This window comes from Psychrobacillus sp. L4, from assembly GCF_042944905.1.
GTDB lineage: Bacteria > Bacillota > Bacilli > Bacillales_A > Planococcaceae > Psychrobacillus.
The window spans coordinates 3931522-3956917 of record NZ_CP168496.1 but is presented as its reverse complement, the minus strand read 5'-3'; the positions used below and the strand labels follow the sequence as shown (position 1 = coordinate 3956917).

The following is a 25396-nucleotide window of genomic DNA, read 5'->3' as shown; positions in this document are numbered from 1 at the left end:
TAATCTAATCTCCTTTTTTGGGATAATAAATATGTATAATTTAAATAAGATATACACAAATCCACCTTCTGTGGATAAACTTTATAAACGGTTGCGGAAAAACTTGTCCACATATTATTAACAACTGTGGATAATAGTTCGCCGTGAAATTTAGTAAGAAAAGTAAAACACAAATATCGTATCAAAAAAACCACCATATTACAAGAGAATTAAGAGTTATCCACAAAAAATGGATTATTAACAGTTAGAGTTGTCCACAAGGTATGAGTATGTTTAAAACATGTTCATAAGTGTTGTGGATAATTTTTTGGGTTATTTTTTTATCAACAGACTATAATTATAAAATTATAAGGGATTGTGGATAACTTCTTTGTAGGAAGTAAAAGAGGGAGTAGAAAAAATAATTGACAAAAGACATGTATTTTATATATAATATCGGAGACTGTCTAAGGAGTTTTTTAAGATGATCACTCAGGAGGTGTCATATAGATGAAACGTACATTCCAACCAAATAGCCGTAAGCGTAGCAAAAATCACGGTTTCCGCGCTCGTATGAGTACAAAAAACGGTCGCCGCGTAATAGCAGCCCGTCGTGCAAAAGGAAGAAAAGTATTATCAGCATAAGTCCACTGACCATTTCAGTGGTCTTTTTTTCTTTTATAAAGAATAGTTGAAGCAGGTGAACAGATGAATAAGAATCAGCGAATAAAAAAGAATCTAGAGTTTCAGACCATTTTTAAAAAAGGAAAATCATATGCAAACAGGCAGTTTGTTGTTTATTGTTTAGAGAAGGAACAGAATAATTTTCGAGTTGGCTTATCTGTAAGTAAAAAAGTAGGGAATGCAGTTGTCCGCAATCGTATAAAAAGATATATACGTCAAACCTTTTTAGAATTAAAGGATCAAGTATCTCCAACTAAGGACTATATTATTATCGCTAGAAATCCAGCGGCCAAATTAGATTTTCATGAAACAAAGAAAAGTCTTGAACATGTGTTGAAAATAGCAATGGTTATTAAAAAGAAAAGCTAGTGAAGACTTTCTGTTAAATGGTAAGATAGAATGAATATATATTTTTGCTATAAATAGGGGGAAGAAGGTTGAGAAAAAGATTATCATTGCTATTTTTATTAGTAGTTACAATTGCATTACTAGCTGGTTGTTCGGAATTTAAAGAACCCATTTATGTAGATTCTGAAGGATTTTGGAATCACTATATCGTTTGGCCGTTAGTTTCGGCAATTACATTTTTTAAAGGTTTGCTTGGTACGTATGGTTTAGGTATTATTACTGTAACTATTATTATACGTTTAGCAATATTGCCTTTAATGATTAAACAAACAAAAAGTTCTAAAAATATGCAAGAAGTCCAACCAGAATTAAAAAAATTAAAAGAGAAGTATAGTTCAAAAGATGCAGCAACGCAGCAAAAGTATCAGCAAGAAATGATGGCTCTGTTTAAAGAGAGAGGTATTAATCCTGCTGCTGGTTGTTTACCAGTTTTTGTTCAAATGCCGATTCTTATTGGCTTCTATCATGCAATTAGCCGAATGAATAACACGCCTCAAATTGATTTAGGTAGTTTTTTAGGGTTTGCATTAGCAGATCCAAGTATCACCTTGGCAGTACTTGCCGGATTAATGCAATTTTTCGTGTTGAGAACGGGTCCAGCGATGGATAATCCTCAAATGAAAATAATGATGTACATTATGCCATTTATGATTATTGGATTTGGTACAGTTTTACCTGCTGCATTAACACTGTATTGGGTTATCGGTAATATTATTTCCATTCTTCAAAATTTATTCATTTATAAACCTTGGAATAAACCTAAGGCTGAACCAGTCAAAACAGGAGGGGCAAAAAAATGAATCAGATTACACAAACTGCACCTACAAAAGAGAAAGCTATAACTGTTGCATTAGAAAAACTTGGAGTTTCCAAACAAGAAGTGACAATTACAGTATTAGATGAAGGTAAAAAAGGTTTCCTGGGATTTGGAGTTAAACCTGCAGTTGTTCAAGTAACTGTTCTAAAAAATGATAAAAAGATAGAAGAAGTTTTACATGTAATAGACAAATTAGAAGAATCAACCAAAGAAAATAATATCCATACTATTAATAACAGTGATGAAATGAATTCACCATTTACAAATAATGATGCAATTGAGGAAACTGTTAACTATATCCTGGAAATAGGGAAAGAAATGAAAATCGATGATTTATCGGTTACACAAAAAAAAGATGGAAAATTTGTTTATCTTCACTTAAATAGTAAAAAAGCAGCTTTACTAATTGGGAAACGTGGACAAACATTGAATGCCCTTGAAAGTTTATCTCAACTAGTTGCAAATAAGTTTTCTAATTCGTTCATTATTATTAAATTGGATGTTGGAAATTACCGTGAGCGGAGACAAGAATCATTAGAACAACTGGCTGAACGGATGGCAGATAAAGCTGTTCGAACTGGTATCAAAGTAGAATTTGAACCAATGTCCTCTTTTGAAAGAAAAATAATTCATAACGCCTTATCTGTCCGAGTGGATATTGAAACATACTCAGTTGGAACAGATCCAAATCGCTATCTAGTCATTGAACCCATAAAATAATGCTCAACGGATTTTAGCTTTTTATAAGTTAAAATCCGTTTTTCTTATGGAGAGTTAGATTTTGAAGTTGTTGATAACTTTCATTCACAGAAATAAAATCTTCTGTACTTCTGATTTACATCAATTTGTGTTATTGTTATATGTTAGATAGTCATGTTCGTTTAACTTATTCACATGTGGATAAGTAACTATTTGTAAGGAGGTGGACACTTGTGGAATTCGATACAATAGCTGCTATTTCAACTCCACTTGGAGAAGGTGCTATTGCTATAGTCAGACTTAGTGGACCTAATGCAATATTAATAGCAAATAAAATTTTTCGTTCACCAAACGGAAAAGATTTACAGAGTCAAGCGTCACATACGATTCATTATGGACATTTAGTCGATCCAAAATTGGATGAAGTAGTAGAAGAAGTAATGTTATCCCTAATGAAAGGTCCTAAAACCTTTACAAGAGAAGATGTTGTAGAAATTAATTGCCATGGAGGACTAGTCTCCGTTAATCGCGTTCTACAATTAGTTTTAATCAATGGAGCGCGTCTTGCAGAGCCTGGTGAGTTTACAAAACGTGCCTTTTTAAATGGGAGAATTGATTTATCACAAGCAGAAGCTGTCATGGATTTAATAAGAGCAAAAACAGATAAAGCGATGAATGTTGCTTTGGGGCAGATGGATGGGCGATTATCTAGGCTTATTAAAACATTGAGGCAAGCACTACTAGAAACATTAGCGCAAGTAGAAGTGAATATTGATTATCCAGAATACGATGATGTAGAAGAAATGACTCTCCCTATGATGATTAATAAATGTACATGGGTTAGAGAAGAAATTGAGAAATTATTGCTTACTTCATCTCAAGGAAAGATTTTGCGGGAAGGACTTTCAACTGCTATTATTGGAAGACCTAATGTAGGTAAATCATCTCTGTTAAATAGTTTAATTCAAGAAAATAAAGCAATTGTTACAGATATAGCAGGAACAACAAGAGATATTATAGAAGAGTATGTAAATGTACGTGGAGTTCCATTAAAATTAGTAGATACTGCCGGTATTCGTGAAACAGAAGATATTGTAGAACGTATTGGAGTAGAAAAGTCTAGGCAAGTACTAAATGAAGCTGACCTTATATTACTAGTTTTAAGTAATGCTGAATCCTTAACGGAAGAAGACTATAGATTATTTGAAGCAATTGAAGGTATGGATTGCATTGTGATTGTGAATAAAACAGATTTACTTACCAAAATTGATCTAGATGAAGTGAAATATTTAGCTGGAGATAAACGAGTAATGACAACTTCTTTATTACAAGAAGAAGGGGTAAATGAATTAGAAGAGGCAATTGCTTCTTTATTTTTTGAGGGCTCTATTGAAGCATCCGATTTAACGTATGTTTCAAATGCACGGCATATTTCTTTGTTACATGTAGCAAAAGCAACCGTAACGGATGCCATTGAAGCCGCGCATAATGATGTACCCGTAGATATGATTCAAATAGATGTGACAAGAACTTGGGAAATATTAGGTGAAATAATTGGAGATTCAGTAGAAGAAAGTCTAATTGATCAGTTATTTTCACAATTTTGTTTAGGGAAATAAAAAACGAGAGGAAGTTAAGAACATGCCAAACTTTGAAGCGGGCAAGTTCGATGTGATTATTGTTGGAGCAGGACATGCAGGTGTGGAAGCAGCATTAGCATCCGCTAAAATGGGCGCAAAAACCCTTGTTTTAACAATTAACCTGGATATGATTGCATTTATGCCATGTAATCCATCCATCGGGGGGCCAGCTAAAGGAATTGTTGTGCGTGAAATTGACGCATTAGGCGGTGCCATGGGAAAAGTAATAGATAAAACACATATTCAAATGAGAATGTTAAACACCGGAAAAGGACCTGCCGTTCGAGCACTTCGCGCGCAAGCAGATAAAGTACTGTATCAAAATGAAATGAAACGACTATTAGAAGAGCAAGAAAATTTAACTATTCATCAGGCAGTAGTAGAAGAGTTACTCGTGGAAGATGAAAAAATTATCGGGCTTGTGACACAAGTAGGCGCTATTTATAGAGCTGAAACAGTTGTTATTACGACAGGTACTTTTTTACGCGGTGAAATAATAATTGGAGATTTGAAATATTCAAGTGGTCCAAATAACCAGCAACCTTCTATTAAATTAGCGGATAGTATTCGTAATTTAGGTTTCGATTTAGTTCGTTTTAAAACTGGGACCCCTCCTCGTGTAAATAGTAAAACAGTAGATTATAGTAAAACAGAAGTCCAGCCTGGAGATGATGTTCCAAGAGCTTTCAGTTTCGATACTACTGAATTTATAATGGATCAATTACCATGTTGGTTGACATATACAACAGAAATGACTCATCAAATTATTAACGAAAATTTACACTTATCTCCTATGTATTCAGGTATGATTAAAGGTACTGGACCAAGATACTGTCCTTCTATTGAAGATAAAATAGTTCGCTTTAGTGATAAACCAAGACATCAAATATTTTTAGAACCTGAAGGTAGAAACACTCGAGAAGTATATGTCCAAGGACTTTCAACCAGTCTTCCAGAGCATGTACAACGTCGTCTTATTGCTTCTGTTCCTGGTCTTGAAAAAGCAGAGATGATGCGTGCAGGCTACGCAATTGAATACGACGCAATGGTTCCAACACAACTTTGGCCAACACTTGAAACCAAAAAAATTAAAAATTTGTATACTGCAGGACAAATAAATGGAACGTCTGGTTATGAAGAAGCTGCAGGCCAAGGTTTAATGGCTGGAATTAACGCAGCATTAAGAGTACTCAAAAAAGAAGAAAAAGTGTTAAGTAGATCAGATGCTTACATTGGAGTTTTAATAGATGATTTAGTGACAAAAGGGACAAATGAACCTTATCGTTTATTAACATCTCGCGCGGAATATCGTTTGTTATTACGTCATGACAATGCTGATTTACGTCTTCTAGAAGTGGGATATGAAATAGGACTTGTTTCTAAAGAGCGCTATGAAAGGTTTTTAGGGAAAAAGCAACGAATTGAAAATGAATTACAACGTTTGCGCACATTGATGATTAAACCAAATGAGGCAACTCAGGCTTTAATTCGCAGTGTGGAAGGAAGCGAATTAAAAGATGGTATCCGCGCAGTAGATTTACTGAAACGGACAGAAATGAACTACGATCTAGTTGCTGTACTCGTACCAACAGAATTGGAATTGTCATTTGAAGAGAAAGAACAAGTGGAAATCCAAGTGAAATATGAAGGGTATATTGAAAAATCTCTTCAACAAGTAGAAAAACTTAAAAAAATGGAAAATAAAAAGATTCCTGATCAAATTGATTATGATGCAATTTCGGGATTAGCAACAGAAGCTAAACAAAAATTGAAGCAAGTTAGACCATTGTCTATTGCACAGGCATCTAGAATCTCAGGAGTAAATCCAGCGGATATTTCAATTTTACTTATTTATATTGAACAAGGAAAAATTGCGAAAATTACTGGGTAGTCTAAATTGATAAGGAGAACTACATGAACGAAGAACAATTCATTCAAGGCCTTCGTGAAAAAGGAATTGAACTAAATACTAAACAAGTACAACAATTTAAAAGATATTTCGAATTACTTGTTGAATGGAATGAAAAAATGAATTTAACCGCAATTACAGATGAACCTTCTGTATATTTAAAGCATTTTTTTGATTCTATTAGTGCTTCTTTTTATGAAGACTTTACTGGCTCGTACTCCGTGTGTGATGTAGGGGCAGGAGCTGGTTTTCCTAGTATTCCTTTAAAGATCTGTTATCCCAATTTAAAGGTAACTATAGTGGATTCTTTAAATAAAAGAATTCAATTTTTAACACATCTTAGCAAGGAGTTACAATTGTCAAATGTAAACTTTGTCCACGCACGTGCAGAGGAATTTGGACAAAATGCTGAATATAGAGAAAAATATGATATTGTTACAGCAAGAGCAGTTGCAAGGCTTTCCGTTCTTGCTGAACTATGTGTACCACTAGTTAAAATAGGTGGTCGATTTATAGCTATGAAAGCAGCAAGTGCATTAGATGAACTAAAAGATGCAAAAAAAGCTCTTCAAATATTAGGTTCAGAAAAAAGTGCAGAGTATTCCTTTCTTTTACCAGTAGAAGATAGTGAAAGAATGTTGTATGTCTTTTCTAAAACAAAGAGCACACCGAAAAGATACCCTCGAAAACCTGGTATTCCAAACAAAACACCTATTATTTAATGAGGAACGTTCCACGTGAAACATTTATAGTATTGTAATTTTATCGTGAATATTTAGTGTAAAGAGTTTCGAAAAGGTGGTGCTTGAGAGATGAAAAGTCCTTTTTCACGTTTTTTTGGAAGTTCCGAAAAGCAAGGACAAGATGAAATTGTGGTACCAACACAAAATCATTTAGAGGAAGTTGTAAATGTTGCAATTGATAAAATCGTACCAAATAGGTATCAACCTAGAACAGTATTTGATGATGCTAAAATAGAAGAATTAGCTCGAACAATCCATACTCATGGTGTTATTCAACCGATTGTCATTCGAAAGATGGATGACAATAGATATGAAATTATTGCTGGGGAACGTAGATTTAGAGCAATGTCTAAATTACAATGGGCTGAGGTGCCAGCAATAATTCGTAATTTAAGCGATAAAGAAACAGCTTCTATTGCATTGATAGAGAACTTACAACGCGAAGAATTAACTGCAATAGAGGAAGCAGTAGCTTATCAAAAATTATTGAAATTACACGAGTTAACCCAAGAAGCATTGGCTCAACGTCTAGGAAAAGGACAATCTACAGTTGCTAATAAACTGAGATTATTAAAATTGCCAGTAGAAATTCAAGAAGCGATTATGAGAAAAGAACTATCCGAACGACACGCGCGTGCTTTAATGCAAATAAAGGAAAAAAATATTCAAATTCAGTTAATGAACATGACAAAAGAGAAACATTGGAATGTAAAGCAACTAGAAGAAAAAGTAAATGAATTACTAAATCCTCCAAGCAAAGAAGATAAGAAATTAGCAAAGCCTAAACGAAAAGCCGTTAGTAAAGACGTTCGAATTGCGTTAAATACGATTAAGCACTCTTTATCCATGGTAACTAAAAGTGGAATAAATATTAAAACTGAAGAAGAAGATACAGAAGATTTTTATCAAATTACAGTAAAAATACCTAAAAAGAAATCATAATATATTTATTCTTATTCAAACTCTCACAACTATTTGTGAGAGTTTTTTTTTTGTTACAGGAATAACACCCAAATTTCTTTGAAAATTTGGTAGAATGAAATAGAGTCAGATAAATACAAAAGATAGAAGGTGCAAGAGTGGGGAGAATTATTGCAATAGCTAACCAAAAAGGTGGTGTAGGAAAGACAACTACATCCGTAAACCTAAGTGCCTGTCTTGCATATTTAGGCAAAAAGGTATTGCTTGTTGATATTGATCCACAAGGAAATGCTTCAAGTGGTGTAGGTGTAAATAAAGGCGAAGTAAATCAATGTATATATGACGTATTAATAGATGATGTAAACGTTTTAGAAACAATTCAAGAAACAAAAGTTGAGAATTTATATATTGTTCCTGCAACTATTTCACTGGCGGGTGCTGAAATTGAACTTGTTTCTACTATTTCAAGAGAAGTAAGATTAAAACGGGCGCTTTTAGAAGTAAAGGATAAATATGAATATATTATCATTGATTGTCCACCTTCGTTAGGTTTATTAACGATAAACTCTTTAACTGCATCTGATGCTATTATTATTCCTGTACAATGTGAGTTTTACGCATTAGAAGGTCTTAGTCAGCTGTTAAGTACAATTAGACTTGTACAAAAACATTTAAATAAAAACTTAGAGATTGATGGAGTTCTTTTGACAATGTTTGATGCCCGTACTAATTTAGGTATTCAAGTGATAGAAGAAGTTAAGAAGTATTTTCAAGAGAAAGTATACAAGACGATTATTCCTAGAAATATCCGTTTAAGTGAGGCACCAAGCCATGGTGAACCAATTATTATTTATGATCCAAAGTCCAGAGGAGCAGAGGTTTACTTAGATTTAGCGAAGGAAGTGATTCGTAATGGCTAAAGCATTGGGTAAAGGACTTAATGCATTGTTTCCAGGGGAAGATTTGAATCATTTAGAAAAAGTTGAGAAGATTGATCTAGTAAAGATTAAACCCAATCCATTTCAACCTAGAAAAATATTTGAAGAAGAGGCAATGGCAGATTTAGCTGAATCGATAAAAGAACATGGCGTATTACAACCAATTATAGTTAGAAAAAAAGGTTCTAAATACGAAATTGTTGTAGGGGAAAGAAGATTTAGAGCCTCTGAACTTGCTGGTTTAGAAGAAATACCTGCTGTAGTTCGCGAATTAAATGACCAGCAAATGATGGAAATAGCTATTTTAGAAAATCTCCAAAGAGAAGATTTGACGGCAATAGAAGAAGCGGAAGCTTATCAAAATCTAATGGAAAATTTAAATTTAACTCAGGAACAACTTGCATTTAGATTAGGTAAAAGTCGTCCACATATTGCAAATCACTTAAGATTATTATCTCTTCCGGCCGAAGTTAGAAATGCTATTTCTAATGGTGAACTAACCATGGGACACGGCAAGGCTTTGCTGGGATTAAAAAAGAAAAAGAATATACCGTTAATAATGTTGAAAACTTTAAAAGAAAATTTAAATGTTCGTCAATTAGAGGCATTGGTGCAACGATTAAATGAAAATGTTCCACGTGAAACAAAAAAAGAAGAAAAAAAAGATATTTTTACAGTAGAAAAGGAAACAGAGTTAAGAGAGTTATTTGGAACTTCAGTTTCTATTACTAAAAGCAAAAATAAAGGTAAAATAGAAATCGAATTTTATTCCGATGATGACTTAGAAAGAATACTGCAATTATTGGAAGACTAAAGCAACCTATTTCTAGTTGTTTCTAGAAATAGGTTGAATTTTTAGATAAAAGTAAAAGGGAATGATTAGCTTTTGAGTCTATACTTTAAAGAGAACAAGCTCTTTCGTTTTTATGGTGAAATGAGGAATAGGAATGGTTTTACTAGGTACGTTTGTAAATGCAATATTAATAATCATTGGTTCAATCATTGGAAGATTTCTAAAGAATATTCCTGAAAATATGAAACAAACCGTCATGAATGCAATAGGAATTGCGGTCGTAGTTTTAGGTATCCAAATGGGTTTGAAAAGTAATAATTTTGTGTTGGTTATTATTTGTTTAGTATTTGGGGCAGTCATAGGGGAATGGATTGACTTAGATAAGTGGTTAAATAAATTAGGGAATTATATAGAACAAAAATTTGGTTCTAAAAAATCGCAGGGCGGAAGTATTGCCCAAGGATTTGTAACAGGTACTTTAATATTTGTAATTGGTGCAATGGGTGTATTGGGTGCATTGAATAGTGGACTTCAAAATGATCATGAATTATTAATTAGTAAAGGAATTATTGATGGGTTTACTTCTATTATTCTATCGGCAACACTTGGAATAGGGGTTATCTTATCTGCTATACCTGTAGCTGTCTATCAAGGTGCAATTGCACTTTTTGCTACTCAAATTACAAAACTAATTCCAGCAGATGCACTTGACTTATTTATTCAAGAGATGACATCTACTGGAGGCATTATGATAATTGCGATCGGAATGAATTTACTAGGTTTAACAAAAATAAGAGTTGCAAATCTTCTACCAAGTTTAGTTGTGGTTGCGATCGGTGTTACTATTATTTATAACTTTTAAATTATATCGATGCCAAGCTAGAAGAAGAGAACGTGAAATAACTTTACCCATTTCAAATGTAATGTTTAAACGAGTGCTTTGTAGAACATTATATTCCATAAAGCCTCCAATATTCACAACTGCTTTAATGGAAACCTCACCTATTGGTGATAACTCCTTCTTAACTGCTTTACCTGGATATAATGGACCTGGATGGACGATAATTTGGCCAATGTTTCCTGAGTTTCCTAAGCATGCATCAATAGCAACAATATATGGTTTTAAAGGGGAATTAATTAATTCTTGCGTAATTTCTTCGATATTTAGAGCGTGTAATGGATTATCGAGTGTTCCAACAATTTGAAAAGGAAAAGAAGAAAGCTGAGTTAAAAAGGATCCAGTCATTGGCCCGAGTGCATCGCCCGTAGACCGATCAGTTCCAATACAACAAAAAACCAAATTTGGATGATCAAAAGGGATATTTTCTAAGAAATGGTTGCTTAAGCGCCAAACAACACCTGTTTCTTTATAATTAATAGTAGTTGATTCTTTAAAAGTTGCAGCTTGAGAATTCATATATAGACTCACTTTCTTTTTAATACAGTATATGTAAATGACAAACTATTTATTCAGTGAGGTGACAAAAAGAACGTTATGAAAAGGGAATTTACAATACCTTATATAGAAAAATTATTATTAAATGAGGAGACTTGGAAAAATCTTGGATTGGTAGTCTTTAAAGTAATAGTGATTTTGATTTTATCTGCTATTGTTGTAAGGGTTGGAAAAAGGATAATTCAACATGTCTTTTTGGTAAGAGAAAAAAGTCCATTGACGTATTCTGAACGTAGGCATACCACATTAATGAAGTTGCTACAAAATATATTGACAAATGTCGTTTACTTTACAGCTATTTTATCGATATTATCTGCGTTTCACATTGAAGTAGCTGGACTTTTGGCAGGCGCTGGAATAGTCGGCCTAGCAGTAGGTTTTGGTGCACAAAGTTTAGTGAAAGACATTATTACAGGTTTTTTTATTGTGTTTGAGGATCAATTTGCTGTAGGGGACCAAGTACAAATTGGTACAGCTACAGGAATAGTAGAAGAAATTGGTTTGAGGACTACAAAATTAAAGAGCTATACAGGTGAGTTGCATACTATTCCAAATGGTAGTATTTCTGTAGTTGTTAATTTTTCTATTTATAACTCGAAAGCATTAATCGATGTAAGTGTTGCTTATGAAACAAACATGGAAGAATTAGAAAAGAGTATAGAAAAATTTCTACAAAGCTTACCAAGTAAATATGAAGAACTTATTAATCCTCCATCTTATTTAGGTGTACAAAGTTTTAGTTCATCTGAAATAGTTATTCGAATTGCTGCAGAAACTAAACCAATGCAACAAAGCGGAGTTGCTAGAAATATACGAAGAGATTTAATAGAATTCCTTGAACAAAAAGGCATTAAAATTTCATAATTCAAAATGATTGTAGTCTAATGTCAAAAATAAGTAGGTGAATGAAATGGAACGTAAACAATTTCAATTGAATGATATTGTAGAAATGAAAAAACAGCATCCTTGTGGGACCAATGCGTGGAAAATTATACGTATGGGTGCGGATATTCGTATAAAATGTGAAGGCTGTCAGCATAGTGTATTAATTCCAAGAAAAGAATTTGAAAAAAAGATGAAAAGACTTATCATACAAAGAGATACTGAGTAAGGATAGACTTTTATCAGTGAAATCAATATAATTAACAGGTTATATATAAAATGATAAGGTAAAGAAAATAGAAGGGTTGGGGAATAAATGGCATTAACAGCAGGTATCGTAGGATTACCAAACGTAGGTAAATCCACACTATTTAATGCAATAACGAAGGCGGGAGCACTTGCTGCAAATTATCCGTTCGCTACAATTGATCCAAACGTAGGAATTGTAGAAGTTCCTGACGCTCGTTTAGATAAATTAACAGAATTAGTAGTACCAAAGAAAACAGTTCCAACAGCATTTGAATTTACGGATATCGCAGGTATTGTAGAGGGTGCTAGTAAAGGGGAAGGACTTGGAAATAAGTTCTTAGCTCATATACGAGAAGTAGATGCAATTTGCCAAGTAGTACGTTGTTTTGATGATGAAAATATTACACATGTATCTGGAAAAGTGGATCCAATCTCAGATATTGAAGTAATTAATTTAGAATTAATTTTAGCGGATTTAGAAAGCGTTGATAAGCGTTTAGCACGAGTGACAAAAATGGCTAAGCAAAAAGATAAAGATGCAATGGTAGAAGAACCGATTTTAACTCGTTTAAAAGAATCTTTTGAAGCTGGAAAATCTGGTCGTTCTGTTGACTTTTCAGAAGAAGAGCTACGTGTAGTAAAAGGTCTTCATTTGTTAACGATAAAACCAATGCTCTATGTTGCTAATGTATCAGAAGACGATATTATGGCAGATGATGAAAATGAATACGTGGAAAAAGTACGTGCATTTGCAGCAGAGGAAGGAGCACAGGTAATCGTTATTTGTGCGAGAATTGAAGAAGAGATGGCAGCTCTAGAAGATGAGGAAAAATCAATGTTCCTAGAAGAATTAGGAATTAAAGAATCTGGTTTAGATCAGTTAATTAAAGCATCTTATTCACTTCTAGGTCTTGCTACTTACTTTACAGCAGGTGTTCAAGAGGTACGTGCATGGACATTCCGTAAAGGGATGAAAGCTCCTCAATGTGCAGGAGTGATTCACTCTGATTTTGAAAAAGGATTTATCCGTGCAGAAACAGTTGCTTACGATGATTTAGTTGCTACTGGTTCTATGGTTGCAGCAAAAGAGGCAGGGAAAGTTCGTTTAGAAGGAAAAGAGTATATAGTACAAGACGGAGATGTTATGTTATTCCGTTTTAACGTTTAATAAAGACAAGGGATTAGCGAGAAATTGCTAATCCTTTTTTTAAATAAGAAACTACCATGGCTCACGTTTCTCAAAATCCACCCCTTCGAACCTAGCGTTCATAGTACTTTAAAGAATGAAATAATACCGCGGATTTCCGTTTCAGGTGGACGCTTTCCGCAGGGTGAGAGATGAGCCATCATGCCTCTCACGCGTTCGTTGTGATATCTCATCTGACTCACTCATCCCGCTGGAGTCGCCACCTTTCAATACAATCCATTAAGTGAGTTAGTACCTAAGAAGAAGATTCAGCCTAGCCTATCGCTAAGAATAAGAAGATATAGTTTCAGTAAACGTAGTGATCATGCCATCCTGTAATCGTGGTTATTTTCCGCTGCAGGCGGATGCTTGGAAGTCGGGCAAGCATCAAGCAGCTTCCTTTGCTACGCGCGAGGCCAGGGTCTTGATTTGCTTGCTAATCCCCTAGGAGTCACCAATCAACAGTGCAATTAAGAAAGACGATATGCTTCGTAGGAATAATGAACTAGTACTTTTCATTTTTTTATCAATAGGGCAAGTGGAACCTAAAAAAATAGATAGTACACATTGATAAAGAAGCGCTGAGCGGACGAAATTGTATCTTCGTCCGCTTTTAAAAGAATAGGAAGGGATTTATTCACTTATTATCCAAACCTAATGTACCTTGTCTCTGCATATTTCAAGAGGGCGACGGACATCATCTGCCACAAGATTACCGAAAAAAGGGGATCTGGAAGTGACACAGTCACTTCCAGATCCACAAAAATTCCAACGGTCATAGTGTAGCCAATGTTTCTTCCAAAGCACTCTGGAAATAGTAAAGACCAGATGCACTTAAAGGACGCTTGCGCTTTTCTAATTCATTATTTCATTACGTATAATTTTGGTTTTACAGGATCGTCTTTAATTAATACATCTGCTGGATATTTTCTAAGCTCTTTATACATAGCAAAATCTCCAGCGGCTCCTGCAATTAACCAAGCTCCTAATAAAACCCAACTTGGTGATTTTACCAGATAGCCTAAAAGCATTGGAAGAACTCCTGTTGTCCAAAAAGGAAGTAGCAAGGCTTTTTTCATTGCTTTATTTGGTAATGGTATATTGGTTGTTGCATAGGCAATACCCAGCTTAAGATTAAGACCATAATCCATACTAAGCCGTGGAACTTTTCCGAACAACCAAAACCCAATTAAATGGAAAATTTCATGTAAAACTATAAGTAATGCATAGCCGATAAAAAATAATAAGAAATCAACGAATGATAAAGTTATCGCAAAGCCATCGTATAACCAACCATAAAATAATAAACCAAGAATGGATAGAAGTACTGTCATTAATAAGCTAGACCAAGCAACTTTTTTTAAATCTATTTCAATAATAGACAAAATATCTTCTTTATTTTGCATAAGCAACTCCTCCATATAAAATACGCTAAGACTTTAATTTTATTCAACCGAGCTAAAATGTCCGCTGACTAAAGTTAAAATAAATATACACGAATTGTGAAAACAATGGGTATCATTCTTGATAAAAAAAAAACTTTATGTTACAATTCATTGATGTGAGTAATAGCATTACTTGCTCCTTGTCAGCTGTAATCAGTTGACCAAAGACCATAGGGAGGTGTAAATAGATGAGAAAGTACGAATTAATGTACATTATCCAACCAGCAATCGAAGAAGATGCGAAGAAAGCTTTAGTTGAGCGTTTCAACGAAATCTTAACTTCAAATGGTGCAGAAATCATCGAAGCAAAAGAGTGGGGTAAACGCCGTTTAGCTTACGAAATCAACGACTTGCGTGAAGGTTACTACCAAATCGTTAAAGTAAACTCTGATTCAAAAGCAATCGATGAATACATTCGTTTAGCTAACATCAATGAAGACATTATCCGTCACATTGCTGTTCGTATCGACGATAAAAAATAATCGACTAACAAAAGCTGAATGAGGGAGGTTATATACTGATGATTAACCGTGTCGTTTTAGTTGGAAGACTAACAAAAGATCCGGAACTTCGCTATACACCAAGTGGTGTTGCAATGGCAAGATTTACACTAGCTGTCAATCGAACATTCTCCAACCAACAAGGTGAAAGAGAAGCTGATTTTATCAACTGTGTCGTTTGGAGAAAGCAAGCGGAAAACACAGCTAACTTTTTGAAAAAAGGAAGTTTAGCTGGGGTTGAAGGGCGTATTCAGACAGGCAGTTATGAAGGACAAGATGGAAAACGTGTTTATACGACGGATGTTGTCGCAGACAGTGTTCAGTTCTTAGAGCCACGTAGTAGTTCTGGTGAACGTAGCCAAGGGGGACAACCATTTGGTAGCGGGCAACAGCAACAACAACAAAATTCATTTCCGACATATCAGCAAAACCAACCAATGAATCAGCAAAATTATACACGTGTTGATGAAGATCCATTTGCAAACAGTAGTGGGCCAATCGAAGTATCGGATGACGATCTACCGTTTTAAAATAACTTCACACACTTTACTTTAATCGAAAAGGGGGCAACCTATTATGGCACCACGTCGCGGAGGCAAAAGACGCCGTAAAGTTTGTTACTTCACTGCTAACAACATCACAAACATCGATTATAAAGATGTAGATTTGTTGAAAAAATTCGTGTCAGAACGTGGGAAAATTCTTCCACGTCGTGTGACAGGAACAAGCGCGAAGTACCAACGCAAATTGACACGAGCTATCAAAGTATCTCGTATCATGGCTTTACTACCATTCTCTTCTGAAGAGAGATAAGTTTATAAATGAAATGGACCGGGAAACCGGTCTTTTTTTTATGAACTTTTTATATAAAATGAAACGGAAAATAAAAGGAATTTTAGTTGTAGTAGGAATTCTGTTACAATGGATAGATGAATACAACAAAGGAAGGTACTTTATGCTAAAAAATCAGACAAGCTATTTAACTTTTGGAGCAATGATGATTGCACTATTTTCTATTCTCTTGGCAATTTCCATGTATGTTCCGTTTGTTGGCTTTCTCACATTATTTATTGTTCCATTACCTATTGCTTGGTATAGTGCCAAATTTGAGAGAAAATATGCAATGTTTATTATACTTTTTGCCATAGTAATATCCTTTATTATTGGTGGTCTTTTTGGGTTTATATTTGGATTACTTATTGTACCGCTAGGGTTTATAATAGGGAATTCACTACAAAACAAAAAGTCAAAACTCTATATCCTAATGTCCTCCGTAACTTTTTTATTGCTTATGATCTCTGTGTTGTACATATTATCGATTTTACTATTAAATATTAATATTGTGGAACAACTTTTAAATGCAGCTGAAGTATCCAACGAACAAGTAGGAAATATTATCTCTTCGATGGGACAGTTGCCAAAGGATTATGATGAACAGGTAACCCAAGCGTTATTAATTGCTAAAATGATTATGCCTTCTTATTTTATTGGAGGAGTGTTTATCACAGCCTTTATTTATTTAGCGATTAATCTTTCGTTGTTGAAGAGGTTAAAATTAGAAGTCCCTAAATTTTCGAAGTTCAAGGATTTTAGACTTCCTAAAGCAGTGTTATGGTATTATTTAATCGTATCCCTATTCTCATTGTTTGTTTCTTTCGAGGTTGGATCATTTGGTTATTTAGCAAGCATTAATGCTTTACTTATATTAAGGGCTCTTCTGTTTTTACAAGGAGTTTCACTAATTCATTATTATTTTCATGTACTTGGCTACCCCAAATGGCTTGCGGTAATCGTAACATTTCTTGCGGTACCACTTTATACTTTTACAATAATAGTAGGTGTTTTTGACTTAGGATTTAATTTGCGAAGTTATTTAAAAGGCAGGTACAAAAAGTAAGGAGCTGATCAAGTGGCGTCTTTTTTTAGAAAACGACCAATTCGATATCCACTCGTTTTGTTTATGCTTCTCGGTGGGGTTGCATCTTATTTAATCCTGTCTAACAGCATTTTAGTTGGGTTATTATTTGCTATATTAGTTATTGGAGTTTCTATTTATGCGTGGATTTTAGAACAACGAGTTTATGAAGAAACAGAAAAACATATTGAAACACTTTCTTATCGAATGAAAAAAGTTGGTGAGGAAGCCTTGTTAGAAATGCCAATTGGTATTTTATTGATAAACGATCAATATATGATTGAATGGGCAAATCCTTATATGACACAAAAGCTTCCTTTCGATACGATTATTGGTGAGGAGCTTCTTTCTATATCAAAGGATTTTCAACAATTTATAAAGCAAGAGGACTCAAAAGAAATAACGATTTCTATAGATAACTATAACTATAAAGTACTCTATAAGGCCGAAGAGAAATTACTTTATTTCTTTGATATTACGGAACAAATTGAAATGGAGTCATTATATTACGGGGATCGAACGGTTATTGGTGTTTTATTTATTGACAATTATGATGAGATTGCACAAGGCATGGATGATCAAACAAGAGGTCAGTTAAATAGTATCGTCACATCTTGTGTGAATGATTGGGGCGCGAAGTATGGAAATTATGTGAAAAGAATTTCATCTGATCGCTTCTTAGCTGTATTTAATGAATCTATTCTAGTAGAGCTAGAAAAGAATAAATTCTCTATTTTAGATGACATTAGAGAGACGACATCCAAATTTGGTTTTTCCCTAACGCTAAGTGTTGGGGTTGGGGCTGGATCTACTTCCTTAGTAGAGCTAGGTGAATTAGCACAGTCGAGCTTAGATTTAGTATTGGGTAGAGGCGGAGATCAAGTAGCCATAAAGAACCCAAATGGAAAAGTAAAGTTTTATGGTGGGAAAACAAACCCAGTAGAAAAAAGAACCAGAGTACGAGCAAGAGTCATATCCCATGCACTTAGAGATTTAATCCAAGATAGTGATAAGGTATTTGTCATGGGACATCGCATGCCGGATATGGATGCAATTGGATCGGCTGTCGGAGTTAGAAAAATGTCTGAGATGAATAAAGTAGAAGGCTATGTGGTCATTGACTTTAATGAGTTAGATAAAAGTGTGCTTCGTTTAATGGATGAAATAAAAGAGAAGCCAGAGCTTTATGAGCGTTTTATTAGTCCTGAAGAAGCGATGAATAAAATAACGGATAAAACACTATTAGTTATTGTAGACACACATAAACCTAGTCTAGTTATTGATGAGAAATTGCTAAATAAGGCCGAGAAAATTGTTGTAATAGATCATCACAGAAGAGGCGAAGAGTTTATATCTAATACAATGCTCGTATATATGGAGCCATATGCATCATCCACTTCGGAATTAGTTACTGAATTACTAGAATATCAGCCTAAAAATGAAAAAATGACAATGCTTGAAGCAACCTCGATGCTCGCGGGAATAATTGTGGACACCAAAAGTTTTACACTGCGTACAGGGGCTAGAACTTTTGAAGCAGCCTCTTATCTTCGAACGCATGGAGCAGACACAGTGTTAGTACAGAAACTTTTAAAAGAAGATATTGATACGTATGTGGAACGTTCCAAGATTATTCAAACCGTCGAATTTTTTAAAGCAGGTATTGCCATTGCACATGGAGCAGAAAATATATCTTATAGCCAAGTCTTACTTGCTCAAACCGCCGATATTTTGCTGGCGATGAATAATATTACGGCATCTTTTGTAATAGGACGAAGAAGTGATACTGTTATTGGGATCAGTGCAAGATCATTGGGAGACTTAAATGTCCAGCTGGTAATGGAGAAGCTTAATGGAGGCGGACATTTAACAAATGCTGCTTGCCAATTAGAAAATACAACCCTTGAAGCAGCTATTCAACTGCTTAAAACAGCAATAGAAGAGACACTAGAAGGAGGAACAACAGAATGAAAGTAGTATTCTTAAAAGATGTAAAAGGAAAAGGTAAAAAGGGTGAAATTAAAAACGTTGCTGACGGATATGCACATAATTTCTTATTAAAAAATAACCTTGCAGTTGAGGCAAACTCAGCAGCAATTAGTGCATTAGAAGGACAAAAGAAAAAATCCGAAAAAGAAGCAGCAGAAGAATTAGCTGAAGCAAAAAAATTAAAAGAGGTTCTAGAACAACTTACAGTTGAACTAAAAGCAAAATCTGGAAATGACGGACGCTTATTCGGTTCCGTTACTACAAAACAAATTGCAGCCCAATTAGAAAAAATACATGGCATTAAACTGGATAAACGTAAAATGGAGTTAGATGATGCCATTCGCGCATTAGGATTTACAAATGTTCCTGTTAAACTTCATCATGAGGTAGTGGCTACATTAAAAGTACATGTAATAGTAGAAGCGTAAGGAGAGAGGTCAATGAGCGATCCATTATTGGACCGTGTGCCACCACATAACCAAGAAGCTGAACAGTCTGTCATTGGAGCAATATTTTTAGAACCGCAAGCATTAATAACGGCAGCAGAAATTATTATGCCAGAAGATTTTTTTCGAGTAGCTCATCAGAAAATTTTTCAAACGTTGCTTCGATTAAGTGATCAAGGAAAAGCAATTGATGTAGTTACCGTAACAGAAGAACTTTCTGCTAAAAAAGAATTAGAAGATGTAGGTGGTATTTCTTACATTAGTGAGATTGCAAATGCAGTGCCAACAGCTGCAAACATCGCCCATTACGCAAAAATTGTAGAAGAGAAATCAATTTTGCGTCGTTTAATTCGAGTAGCTACAAGCATTGTTGAAGATGGATTTACAAGAGAAGATGAAGTAGAAGCCTTGCTAGCTGAGGCTGAACGAAAAATGATGGAAGTTGCCAGCAGAAAAAACGCTGGTGATTTTCAACATATTAAAGACGTTTTAGTGGAAACATATGATAATATCGAAAAGCTTCACTCAAGAAAAGGCGATGTAACGGGTATTCCAACAGGTTTTAGAGATTTGGATCGCATTACAGCCGGCTTCCAAAGAAATGATTTAATCATTGTAGCTGCTCGTCCATCTGTAGGGAAAACCGCATTCGCACTGAATGTTGCGCAAAATGTTGCAACAAAAACAGATGAAAATGTGGCTATTTTTAGTTTAGAGATGGGTGCAGAACAATTAGTTATGCGTATGCTCTGTGCGGAGGGGAATATTGATGCGCAAGTTTTGCGTACAGGAGCTCTTACAACAGAGGATTGGCGTAAGTTAACGATGGCAATGGGGAGTTTATCAAATGCCGGTATTTTTATTGATGATACTCCTGGTATTCGTGTAAATGAAATACGATCCAAATGTCGTCGCCTACAACAAGAATATGGCTTGGGCATGATATTGATCGATTACTTGCAGCTTATTCAAGGTAGTGGCGGCAGCCAGGCAAATCGACAACAAGAGGTTTCCGAAATTTCACGTTCGTTAAAAGGACTTGCACGAGAGCTAAAAGTCCCTGTCATTGCTTTGTCTCAGCTTTCACGTGGAGTGGAGCAGCGGCAAGATAAAAGACCAATGATGTCCGATTTACGTGAATCCGGCTCAATCGAGCAAGATGCGGATATTGTTTCTTTCTTATATCGAGAAGATTATTACGATAAAGAAACAGAAAATCAGAATATGATTGAAATAATTATTGCGAAACAACGGAATGGTCCCACTGGAACTGTAACACTTGCTTTTGTGAAGGAATTTAACAAATTCGTCAATATCGACTGGAGCCAACATCAAGCTCCACCAGCGTAAGGCAAGCGTCCACTTTTTTTCGGTTAGGGAATTTGGACGAAGCGTATTGTCTCCTAAATGGAAGAATGACAAGATTAAAGAGTTGTATTTTCATATTTTACATCATAAACACGAACAATGAATGTTTCATACATTTATTTGTTCGTGTTTTTAAGTGTAATTAATTGACGCACAAGCGCTTGCTTGGTACAATTACACTGATTTAAATCAGGACATATAAAATGTCTGACGGAGGTGTTAGCATTGCCATCAGTAGTTGTAGTAGGTACGCAATGGGGAGACGAAGGAAAAGGAAAGATAACAGACTTTCTATCCGAGAATTCAGAAGTAATCGCACGATATCAAGGTGGTAACAATGCCGGGCATACAATAATTTTTGGAGGAGAAACATATAAACTTCATCTTATTCCCTCAGGCATTTTTTACAAAGATAAAATTTCAGTTATTGGCAACGGTATGGTAGTCGATCCAAGAGCACTTGTAAAAGAACTAAAAGGTTTACATGATCGTGGTGTCGCAACCGAAAATCTACGTATTTCCAATCGTGCCCATGTTATTTTACCTTATCATATAAAACAAGATGAAGTAGAAGAAGCACGTAGAGGTGCAAACAAAATTGGTACAACTGGTAAAGGGATAGGTCCAGCTTATATGGATAAAGCTGCTCGAATTGGTATTCGAATTGCAGATCTTCTCGACTATGAAGTATTTAAAGAAAAATTAGAGCGCAATTTAGATGAAAAAAATAGAATGTTTGAAAAGTTTTACGAAACAGAAGGATTTACGGTAGAAGAAATTTTAGAAGAATTTTATAACTATGGCCAAGAGATTGAAAAATACGTAACCGATACTTCAAAAGTATTAAACGATGCGTTGGATGATGGTCGTCGTGTATTATTTGAAGGCGCACAAGGAGTAATGCTAGATATTGACCAAGGGACATATCCATTCGTTACTTCTTCGAATCCTGTTGCAGGAGGTGTAACGATCGGTGCTGGTGTAGGCCCGACTAAAATTAGTCATGTAGTTGGGGTTTGTAAAGCATATACATCACGTGTAGGTGATGGTCCCTTCCCAACTGAGCTTTTTGATGATGTAGGAAATCAAATTCGTGAAGTAGGAAAGGAATATGGAACTACTACAGGACGTCCGCGTCGTATTGGTTGGTTTGACACGGTAGTGATTAGACATGCTAAACGTGTAAGTGGCCTAACTGATTTAACGGTTAACTCCATTGATGTATTAACGGGACTAAAAACTGTTAAGATTTGTACTGCTTACAAATATAAAGAGGACCTAATTACGGAGTATCCAGCAAATCTTCGTATGCTAGCTGAATGTGAACCAGTATACGAGGAGCTACCAGGGTGGAGCGAAGATATAACAAGTTGCAAAACATTAGATGAATTGCCAGAAACGGCTCGACACTATTTAGAACGTGTTTCTCAGTTGACCGGTGTACCAATTTCTATATTCTCGGTAGGACCAGACCGTACACAAACGAATATTATCTCAAGCGTTTGGCGTTAGTATAGGAATAGTAGAAGTGTCTATGTCTAACACTAACAGGCATTCTCTTTCTGCAACGCGCTTGCAGGAGCACAGGAATCTGTATACTAACTAAGTAAAAAAAAACATGTATTTTCTTAATCATAAAAAAACCGTTTGAAGTCTTTGACTTCGTAACGGTTTTTTTGTATTTTTGTCGGAAAGGTAAATATAAAAAAATACAATCTCCTATTATGACAAATATAACATTGAATAAAAAGAGTTAATGTATAAAATATGGTTATTTTGGTGAAAAGTAAACTATAAACGCTAAAAATTAAGCCAAATCGATAAAAACAGTAATTTTCTGGGTAATAAATGAAAAATAAGGATTCAATTATACAATTTCTTTACAATACGTCCTTTTAGGCCCTTAATTATATCAATTGTGTTAAATTATAATAGCAAGAAAAAAGAGAAATCAACTATTTATGAATTTGGAAGGGGCTTTATCATGTTTTTGAAAAGAAAGAATGAGGAACAAAAGGATAGTCATCTAGATGTTCTTTCAAACGGAAAGTCAAAGATGATGAAAAAAGTAGCCGTATCAATTCTACTAATTTCTAGTTTATCCTTTAATACGGCTTTTGCAAACGAAGGTAAAAAAAGCACATTAAAAGAAATCTACCATATATACGCTAATGGACATTATGTAGGATCATTATCTGATAAAAAAGAGATACAAAAAATTATAGAGCGAAAAGAACAAGCTACAAGCATCCAGTACGAAGATCTCTCCATCAAAGCAGGTTCCAATCTATCTATTGTACCTGAACAAGTTTTTACACAATCCACCAATGATGAAGCAACCCTTAAAAAGTTAGACAAAATAATTGAAGTAGAAGCAACTGCATTTGCGTTATCTATCAATGACGAGATGGCCGTCTACGTCAAAGATTTGAGCGCATACCAAGAAGTGATTCGTAAACTAAAACTGCATTTTGTTACGGAAGAAGAGTTAAACGAACTGGATGCAAGAAAGGGTTCTCATGAATCATTACCCGAATTGAAAGAAAATGAAACCCGTATAGCAGATATAAATTTAAAAGAGAAAGTTTCTGGTGTTACAGTAAGTGTAAAACCAAAGAAAATTGTAACGCCAGATGATGCTGTGAAACTTCTATTAGATGGAACACTAGAACAAGAAGTATATAAAGTCTGTGCAGGAGATGTTTTGGGAATGATTGCAAACAAGCATAACCTAACACCAGACGAACTAATAAAAATTAATCCTGGTATTACTGATACTACGGTATTACAAATAGGACAAGAGTTAAATGTTACCGTCTTAAAACCAATTATTAATGTAGAAGTTCAATACGAGAAAAAAGCGGTTGAGGTGATGAAACATACTAAAACTGTAGTAGAAACTGATGAGATGAATAAAGGCGATACGAAGGTAAAACAAGAAGGATCAGATGGTAAAAAGGTAGCAACTTATTTAGTGAGTCAAAAAAACGGTGTTCAAGTAGGACAATCTATTATAGAAGAAACGATTCTTGTAGAACCGAAGGAGAATATTGTTTTAAAAGGAACTAAAGTAATTCCTTCTCGAGGTTCAGGGGTTTTTGCTTGGCCAGCAGAAGGTGGATATATTTCTAGTCAAATGGGTTACCGTTGGGGTAGACAACATGAAGGAATAGATATTGCTCGTCCTAGTGGATTTACGATCAAAGCAACCGATAACGGTGTCGTTGTAGCTGCTGGTTGGGATGGAACTTATGGTAAAAGAGTAATAGTAGATCATCACAATGGTTATAAGACAACTTACGCTCATCTCTCATCTATTAGTGTTAGTATAGGAGAAGTTGTTCCTCAAGGTTCTAAACTAGGTGTTATGGGTAGTACAGGACGTGCAACAGGTACTCACTTGCATTTTGAAGTAGAAAAAAACGGAGTTACTATTAATCCTTTATCTGTATTAAAATGAAAATATTAAGGAGATAGTCACTAGCTAGACTATCTCCTTTTTGTTATTTAAATAGAATAAAGTGCTTAAATGGTCCAGAATGGGTAGATTTCGCTATTTTTCTTCATTTCCCAGGAAATAATCCGACAATCCTCGACATGCCGACTTTGTATTCTGTTTAAAATGATGCGTATAGTTTCAAAGCATGTTAGAGTTAAAGAATGAACGTAAAAAATAATATACTTTATTCATATATATATTACGAAAAGGGGTTCAGTCAATGAGTAAAAAGATATTAGTAGTCGATGACGAAAAACCAATTGCAGATATACTTCAATTTAATTTAAAAAAAGAGGGTTATCAAGTCTTTTGTGCCTATGATGGGGACGAAGCATTAAAGAAAGCTGAAGAAATTCAACCCGATTTAATGCTATTAGATATTATGCTTCCAAACCGAGATGGTATGGAGGTTTGTAGAGAAATACGTAAAAAATATGATTTTCCTATTATTATGCTAACTGCAAAGGACTCAGAGATTGATAAAGTTCTTGGGCTAGAGTTAGGTGCGGATGATTATGTAACAAAGCCATTTAGCACACGAGAATTAATTGCTCGAGTAAAGGCAAATATGAGAAGACATCAAACAATTCAAGGAGATGTGGAAGTTGTAACAAATGATATTACAATTGGTCCCCTTACGATTCAACCAGATGCTTACTTAGTGTTGAAAAGAGACGAAACAATTGAATTAACACATCGCGAGTTTGAATTATTGCATTATCTAGCAAAACATATCGGACAAGTAATGACTCGGGAACATTTATTGCAAACCGTATGGGGTTATGACTACTTTGGAGACGTTCGTACCGTTGATGTTACAATTCGTCGTTTACGAGAAAAGATTGAAGACAATCCAAGTCATCCAACGTGGATTGTTACTAGAAGAGGTGTTGGTTACTACTTACGAAGTCCTGAACAGGAGTAGAAAGA

Annotated in this window: 26 protein-coding genes; 24 read left to right on the top strand and 2 right to left on the bottom strand. The window is 34.9% G+C overall.

The genetic code is table 11. The features are described 5' to 3' along the window. The first annotated feature begins 489 nt into the window (after positions 1-489). The 11 genes from rpmH to ACEPXG_RS19225 all read left to right on the top strand — a co-directional run bounded on the left by rpmH (position 490) and on the right by ACEPXG_RS19225 (position 10393). Complete coding sequence (gene rpmH / locus ACEPXG_RS19275) at positions 490-624, top strand: 50S ribosomal protein L34 (RefSeq protein WP_387584337.1); 135 nt, start codon at positions 490-492, stop codon at positions 622-624. A gap of 63 nt (positions 625-687) precedes the next feature. Beyond that, positions 688-1032 (top strand): ribonuclease P protein component, encoded by a 345-nt coding sequence (gene rnpA / locus ACEPXG_RS19270; RefSeq protein ID WP_391206048.1) that lies wholly within the window; start codon positions 688-690, stop codon positions 1030-1032. Positions 1033-1100: 68 nt separating this feature from the next. Next, positions 1101-1871 (top strand): membrane protein insertase YidC, encoded by a 771-nt coding sequence (yidC, locus tag ACEPXG_RS19265; protein WP_151701900.1) that lies wholly within the window; start codon positions 1101-1103, stop codon positions 1869-1871. Continuing rightward, positions 1868-2608: an RNA-binding cell elongation regulator Jag/EloR gene (gene jag / locus ACEPXG_RS19260; protein WP_391206044.1), complete on the top strand. Its 741-nt coding sequence runs from the start codon at positions 1868-1870 to the stop codon at positions 2606-2608. The genes yidC and jag overlap by 4 nt, the downstream gene beginning before the upstream one ends. Before the next feature lie 212 nt (positions 2609-2820). After that, on the top strand, positions 2821-4206 hold the full coding sequence (gene mnmE / locus ACEPXG_RS19255; RefSeq protein ID WP_391206041.1) for a tRNA uridine-5-carboxymethylaminomethyl(34) synthesis GTPase MnmE: 1386 nt from the start codon (positions 2821-2823) through the stop codon (positions 4204-4206). 22 nt (positions 4207-4228) lie between these two features. Beyond that, a complete protein-coding gene (mnmG, locus tag ACEPXG_RS19250; RefSeq protein WP_391206038.1) occupies positions 4229-6118 on the top strand; it encodes a tRNA uridine-5-carboxymethylaminomethyl(34) synthesis enzyme MnmG in 1890 nt (629 codons plus the stop codon). Between the two features lie 23 nt (positions 6119-6141). Then, positions 6142-6858, top strand: coding sequence for a 16S rRNA (guanine(527)-N(7))-methyltransferase RsmG (gene rsmG / locus ACEPXG_RS19245; protein WP_391206035.1), 717 nt, complete (start codon positions 6142-6144; stop codon positions 6856-6858). 90 nt (positions 6859-6948) lie between these two features. Continuing rightward, positions 6949-7821, top strand: a complete 873-nt coding sequence (gene noc / locus ACEPXG_RS19240) for a nucleoid occlusion protein (protein ID WP_391206032.1) — start codon at positions 6949-6951, stop codon at positions 7819-7821. 137 nt (positions 7822-7958) lie between these two features. Continuing rightward, positions 7959-8720, top strand: a complete 762-nt coding sequence (locus ACEPXG_RS19235; RefSeq protein WP_151701894.1) for a ParA family protein — start codon at positions 7959-7961, stop codon at positions 8718-8720. Further along, complete coding sequence (locus ACEPXG_RS19230) at positions 8713-9552, top strand: ParB/RepB/Spo0J family partition protein (RefSeq protein WP_391206028.1); 840 nt, start codon at positions 8713-8715, stop codon at positions 9550-9552. The genes ACEPXG_RS19235 and ACEPXG_RS19230 overlap by 8 nt, the downstream gene beginning before the upstream one ends. A 133-nt stretch (positions 9553-9685) precedes the next feature. Further along, the gene (locus ACEPXG_RS19225) at positions 9686-10393 is read left to right on the top strand and encodes a DUF554 domain-containing protein (protein ID WP_391206025.1); all 708 of its coding nucleotides are present in this window, start codon (positions 9686-9688) and stop codon (positions 10391-10393) included. Here ACEPXG_RS19225 and yyaC read toward each other — a convergent pair. Then, entirely contained in the window at positions 10349-10948 is a 600-nt protein-coding gene (yyaC, locus tag ACEPXG_RS19220) for a spore protease YyaC (RefSeq protein ID WP_391206022.1), read from the bottom strand. The genes ACEPXG_RS19225 and yyaC overlap by 45 nt on opposite strands. A gap of 78 nt (positions 10949-11026) precedes the next feature. Here yyaC and ACEPXG_RS19215 point away from each other — a divergent pair, with 78 nt between their 5' ends. From ACEPXG_RS19215 to ychF, 3 genes are all read left to right on the top strand, one after another. Further along, positions 11027-11851: a mechanosensitive ion channel family protein gene (locus tag ACEPXG_RS19215; protein WP_391206019.1), complete on the top strand. Its 825-nt coding sequence runs from the start codon at positions 11027-11029 to the stop codon at positions 11849-11851. 46 nt (positions 11852-11897) lie between these two features. After that, positions 11898-12098 carry a DUF951 domain-containing protein gene (locus tag ACEPXG_RS19210; protein ID WP_151701889.1) on the top strand — a complete coding sequence of 67 codons (201 nt, stop codon included), beginning with the start codon at positions 11898-11900 and terminating at the stop codon, positions 12096-12098. Positions 12099-12185: 87 nt separating this feature from the next. Next, positions 12186-13286 (top strand): redox-regulated ATPase YchF, encoded by a 1101-nt coding sequence (gene ychF, locus ACEPXG_RS19205; RefSeq protein ID WP_391206015.1) that lies wholly within the window; start codon positions 12186-12188, stop codon positions 13284-13286. Between the two features lie 881 nt (positions 13287-14167). Here ychF and ACEPXG_RS19200 read toward each other — a convergent pair. Continuing rightward, the gene (locus ACEPXG_RS19200; protein ID WP_391206012.1) at positions 14168-14710 is read right to left on the bottom strand and encodes a DUF3267 domain-containing protein; all 543 of its coding nucleotides are present in this window, start codon (positions 14708-14710) and stop codon (positions 14168-14170) included. A gap of 227 nt (positions 14711-14937) precedes the next feature. Here ACEPXG_RS19200 and rpsF point away from each other — a divergent pair, with 227 nt between their 5' ends. The 10 genes from rpsF to yycF all read left to right on the top strand — a co-directional run bounded on the left by rpsF (position 14938) and on the right by yycF (position 25391). Beyond that, a complete protein-coding gene (gene rpsF, locus ACEPXG_RS19195; RefSeq protein WP_151701887.1) occupies positions 14938-15231 on the top strand; it encodes a 30S ribosomal protein S6 in 294 nt (97 codons plus the stop codon). A gap of 38 nt (positions 15232-15269) precedes the next feature. Further along, positions 15270-15779, top strand: a complete 510-nt coding sequence (gene ssb / locus ACEPXG_RS19190; RefSeq protein ID WP_151701886.1) for a single-stranded DNA-binding protein — start codon at positions 15270-15272, stop codon at positions 15777-15779. A gap of 46 nt (positions 15780-15825) precedes the next feature. Continuing rightward, positions 15826-16062, top strand: coding sequence for a 30S ribosomal protein S18 (rpsR, locus tag ACEPXG_RS19185; protein ID WP_142608051.1), 237 nt, complete (start codon positions 15826-15828; stop codon positions 16060-16062). A gap of 142 nt (positions 16063-16204) precedes the next feature. After that, positions 16205-17146, top strand: a complete 942-nt coding sequence (locus tag ACEPXG_RS19180; RefSeq protein WP_391206009.1) for a YybS family protein — start codon at positions 16205-16207, stop codon at positions 17144-17146. Between the two features lie 12 nt (positions 17147-17158). Next, complete coding sequence (locus tag ACEPXG_RS19175) at positions 17159-19135, top strand: DHH family phosphoesterase (protein WP_391206006.1); 1977 nt, start codon at positions 17159-17161, stop codon at positions 19133-19135. Beyond that, on the top strand, positions 19132-19581 hold the full coding sequence (gene rplI, locus ACEPXG_RS19170) for a 50S ribosomal protein L9 (protein ID WP_391206003.1): 450 nt from the start codon (positions 19132-19134) through the stop codon (positions 19579-19581). The genes ACEPXG_RS19175 and rplI overlap by 4 nt, the downstream gene beginning before the upstream one ends. A gap of 12 nt (positions 19582-19593) precedes the next feature. After that, positions 19594-20949, top strand: coding sequence for a replicative DNA helicase (gene dnaB / locus ACEPXG_RS19165; protein ID WP_391206000.1), 1356 nt, complete (start codon positions 19594-19596; stop codon positions 20947-20949). 243 nt (positions 20950-21192) lie between these two features. Continuing rightward, positions 21193-22479 (top strand): adenylosuccinate synthase, encoded by a 1287-nt coding sequence (locus ACEPXG_RS19160; RefSeq protein WP_391205997.1) that lies wholly within the window; start codon positions 21193-21195, stop codon positions 22477-22479. A 472-nt stretch (positions 22480-22951) separates the two neighbouring features. Next, positions 22952-24427 carry a peptidoglycan DD-metalloendopeptidase family protein gene (locus ACEPXG_RS19155; RefSeq protein ID WP_391205994.1) on the top strand — a complete coding sequence of 492 codons (1476 nt, stop codon included), beginning with the start codon at positions 22952-22954 and terminating at the stop codon, positions 24425-24427. Positions 24428-24686: 259 nt separating this feature from the next. Next, on the top strand, positions 24687-25391 hold the full coding sequence (gene yycF / locus ACEPXG_RS19150) for a response regulator YycF (RefSeq protein ID WP_391205991.1): 705 nt from the start codon (positions 24687-24689) through the stop codon (positions 25389-25391). The last annotated feature ends 5 nt before the right edge of the window (positions 25392-25396 follow it).

What these genes read in the sequence shown, in the direction of transcription:
- ACEPXG_RS19225 (WP_391206025.1), top strand. Translation starts at nt 9,686, where the DNA reads ATGGTTTTACTAGGTACGTTTGTAAATGCAATATTAATAATCATTGGT.
- ACEPXG_RS19180 (WP_391206009.1), top strand. Translation starts at nt 16,205, where the DNA reads ATGCTAAAAAATCAGACAAGCTATTTAACTTTTGGAGCAATGATGATT.
- ACEPXG_RS19215 (WP_391206019.1), top strand. Translation starts at nt 11,027, where the DNA reads ATGAAAAGGGAATTTACAATACCTTATATAGAAAAATTATTATTAAAT.
- rpsR (WP_142608051.1), top strand. Translation starts at nt 15,826, where the DNA reads ATGGCACCACGTCGCGGAGGCAAAAGACGCCGTAAAGTTTGTTACTTC.
- noc (WP_391206032.1), top strand. Translation starts at nt 6,949, where the DNA reads ATGAAAAGTCCTTTTTCACGTTTTTTTGGAAGTTCCGAAAAGCAAGGA.
- jag (WP_391206044.1), top strand. Translation starts at nt 1,868, where the DNA reads ATGAATCAGATTACACAAACTGCACCTACAAAAGAGAAAGCTATAACT.
- rpsF (WP_151701887.1), top strand. Translation starts at nt 14,938, where the DNA reads ATGAGAAAGTACGAATTAATGTACATTATCCAACCAGCAATCGAAGAA.
- ACEPXG_RS19230 (WP_391206028.1), top strand. Translation starts at nt 8,713, where the DNA reads ATGGCTAAAGCATTGGGTAAAGGACTTAATGCATTGTTTCCAGGGGAA.
- ACEPXG_RS19200 (WP_391206012.1), bottom strand. Translation starts at nt 14,710, where the DNA reads ATGCAAAATAAAGAAGATATTTTGTCTATTATTGAAATAGATTTAAAA.
- dnaB (WP_391206000.1), top strand. Translation starts at nt 19,594, where the DNA reads ATGAGCGATCCATTATTGGACCGTGTGCCACCACATAACCAAGAAGCT.
- rnpA (WP_391206048.1), top strand. Translation starts at nt 688, where the DNA reads ATGAATAAGAATCAGCGAATAAAAAAGAATCTAGAGTTTCAGACCATT.
- mnmG (WP_391206038.1), top strand. Translation starts at nt 4,229, where the DNA reads ATGCCAAACTTTGAAGCGGGCAAGTTCGATGTGATTATTGTTGGAGCA.
- ACEPXG_RS19155 (WP_391205994.1), top strand. Translation starts at nt 22,952, where the DNA reads ATGTTTTTGAAAAGAAAGAATGAGGAACAAAAGGATAGTCATCTAGAT.
- ACEPXG_RS19210 (WP_151701889.1), top strand. Translation starts at nt 11,898, where the DNA reads ATGGAACGTAAACAATTTCAATTGAATGATATTGTAGAAATGAAAAAA.
- yycF (WP_391205991.1), top strand. Translation starts at nt 24,687, where the DNA reads ATGAGTAAAAAGATATTAGTAGTCGATGACGAAAAACCAATTGCAGAT.
- ychF (WP_391206015.1), top strand. Translation starts at nt 12,186, where the DNA reads ATGGCATTAACAGCAGGTATCGTAGGATTACCAAACGTAGGTAAATCC.
- rpmH (WP_387584337.1), top strand. Translation starts at nt 490, where the DNA reads ATGAAACGTACATTCCAACCAAATAGCCGTAAGCGTAGCAAAAATCAC.
- rsmG (WP_391206035.1), top strand. Translation starts at nt 6,142, where the DNA reads ATGAACGAAGAACAATTCATTCAAGGCCTTCGTGAAAAAGGAATTGAA.
- yyaC (WP_391206022.1), bottom strand. Translation starts at nt 10,948, where the DNA reads ATGAATTCTCAAGCTGCAACTTTTAAAGAATCAACTACTATTAATTAT.
- ssb (WP_151701886.1), top strand. Translation starts at nt 15,270, where the DNA reads ATGATTAACCGTGTCGTTTTAGTTGGAAGACTAACAAAAGATCCGGAA.
- rplI (WP_391206003.1), top strand. Translation starts at nt 19,132, where the DNA reads ATGAAAGTAGTATTCTTAAAAGATGTAAAAGGAAAAGGTAAAAAGGGT.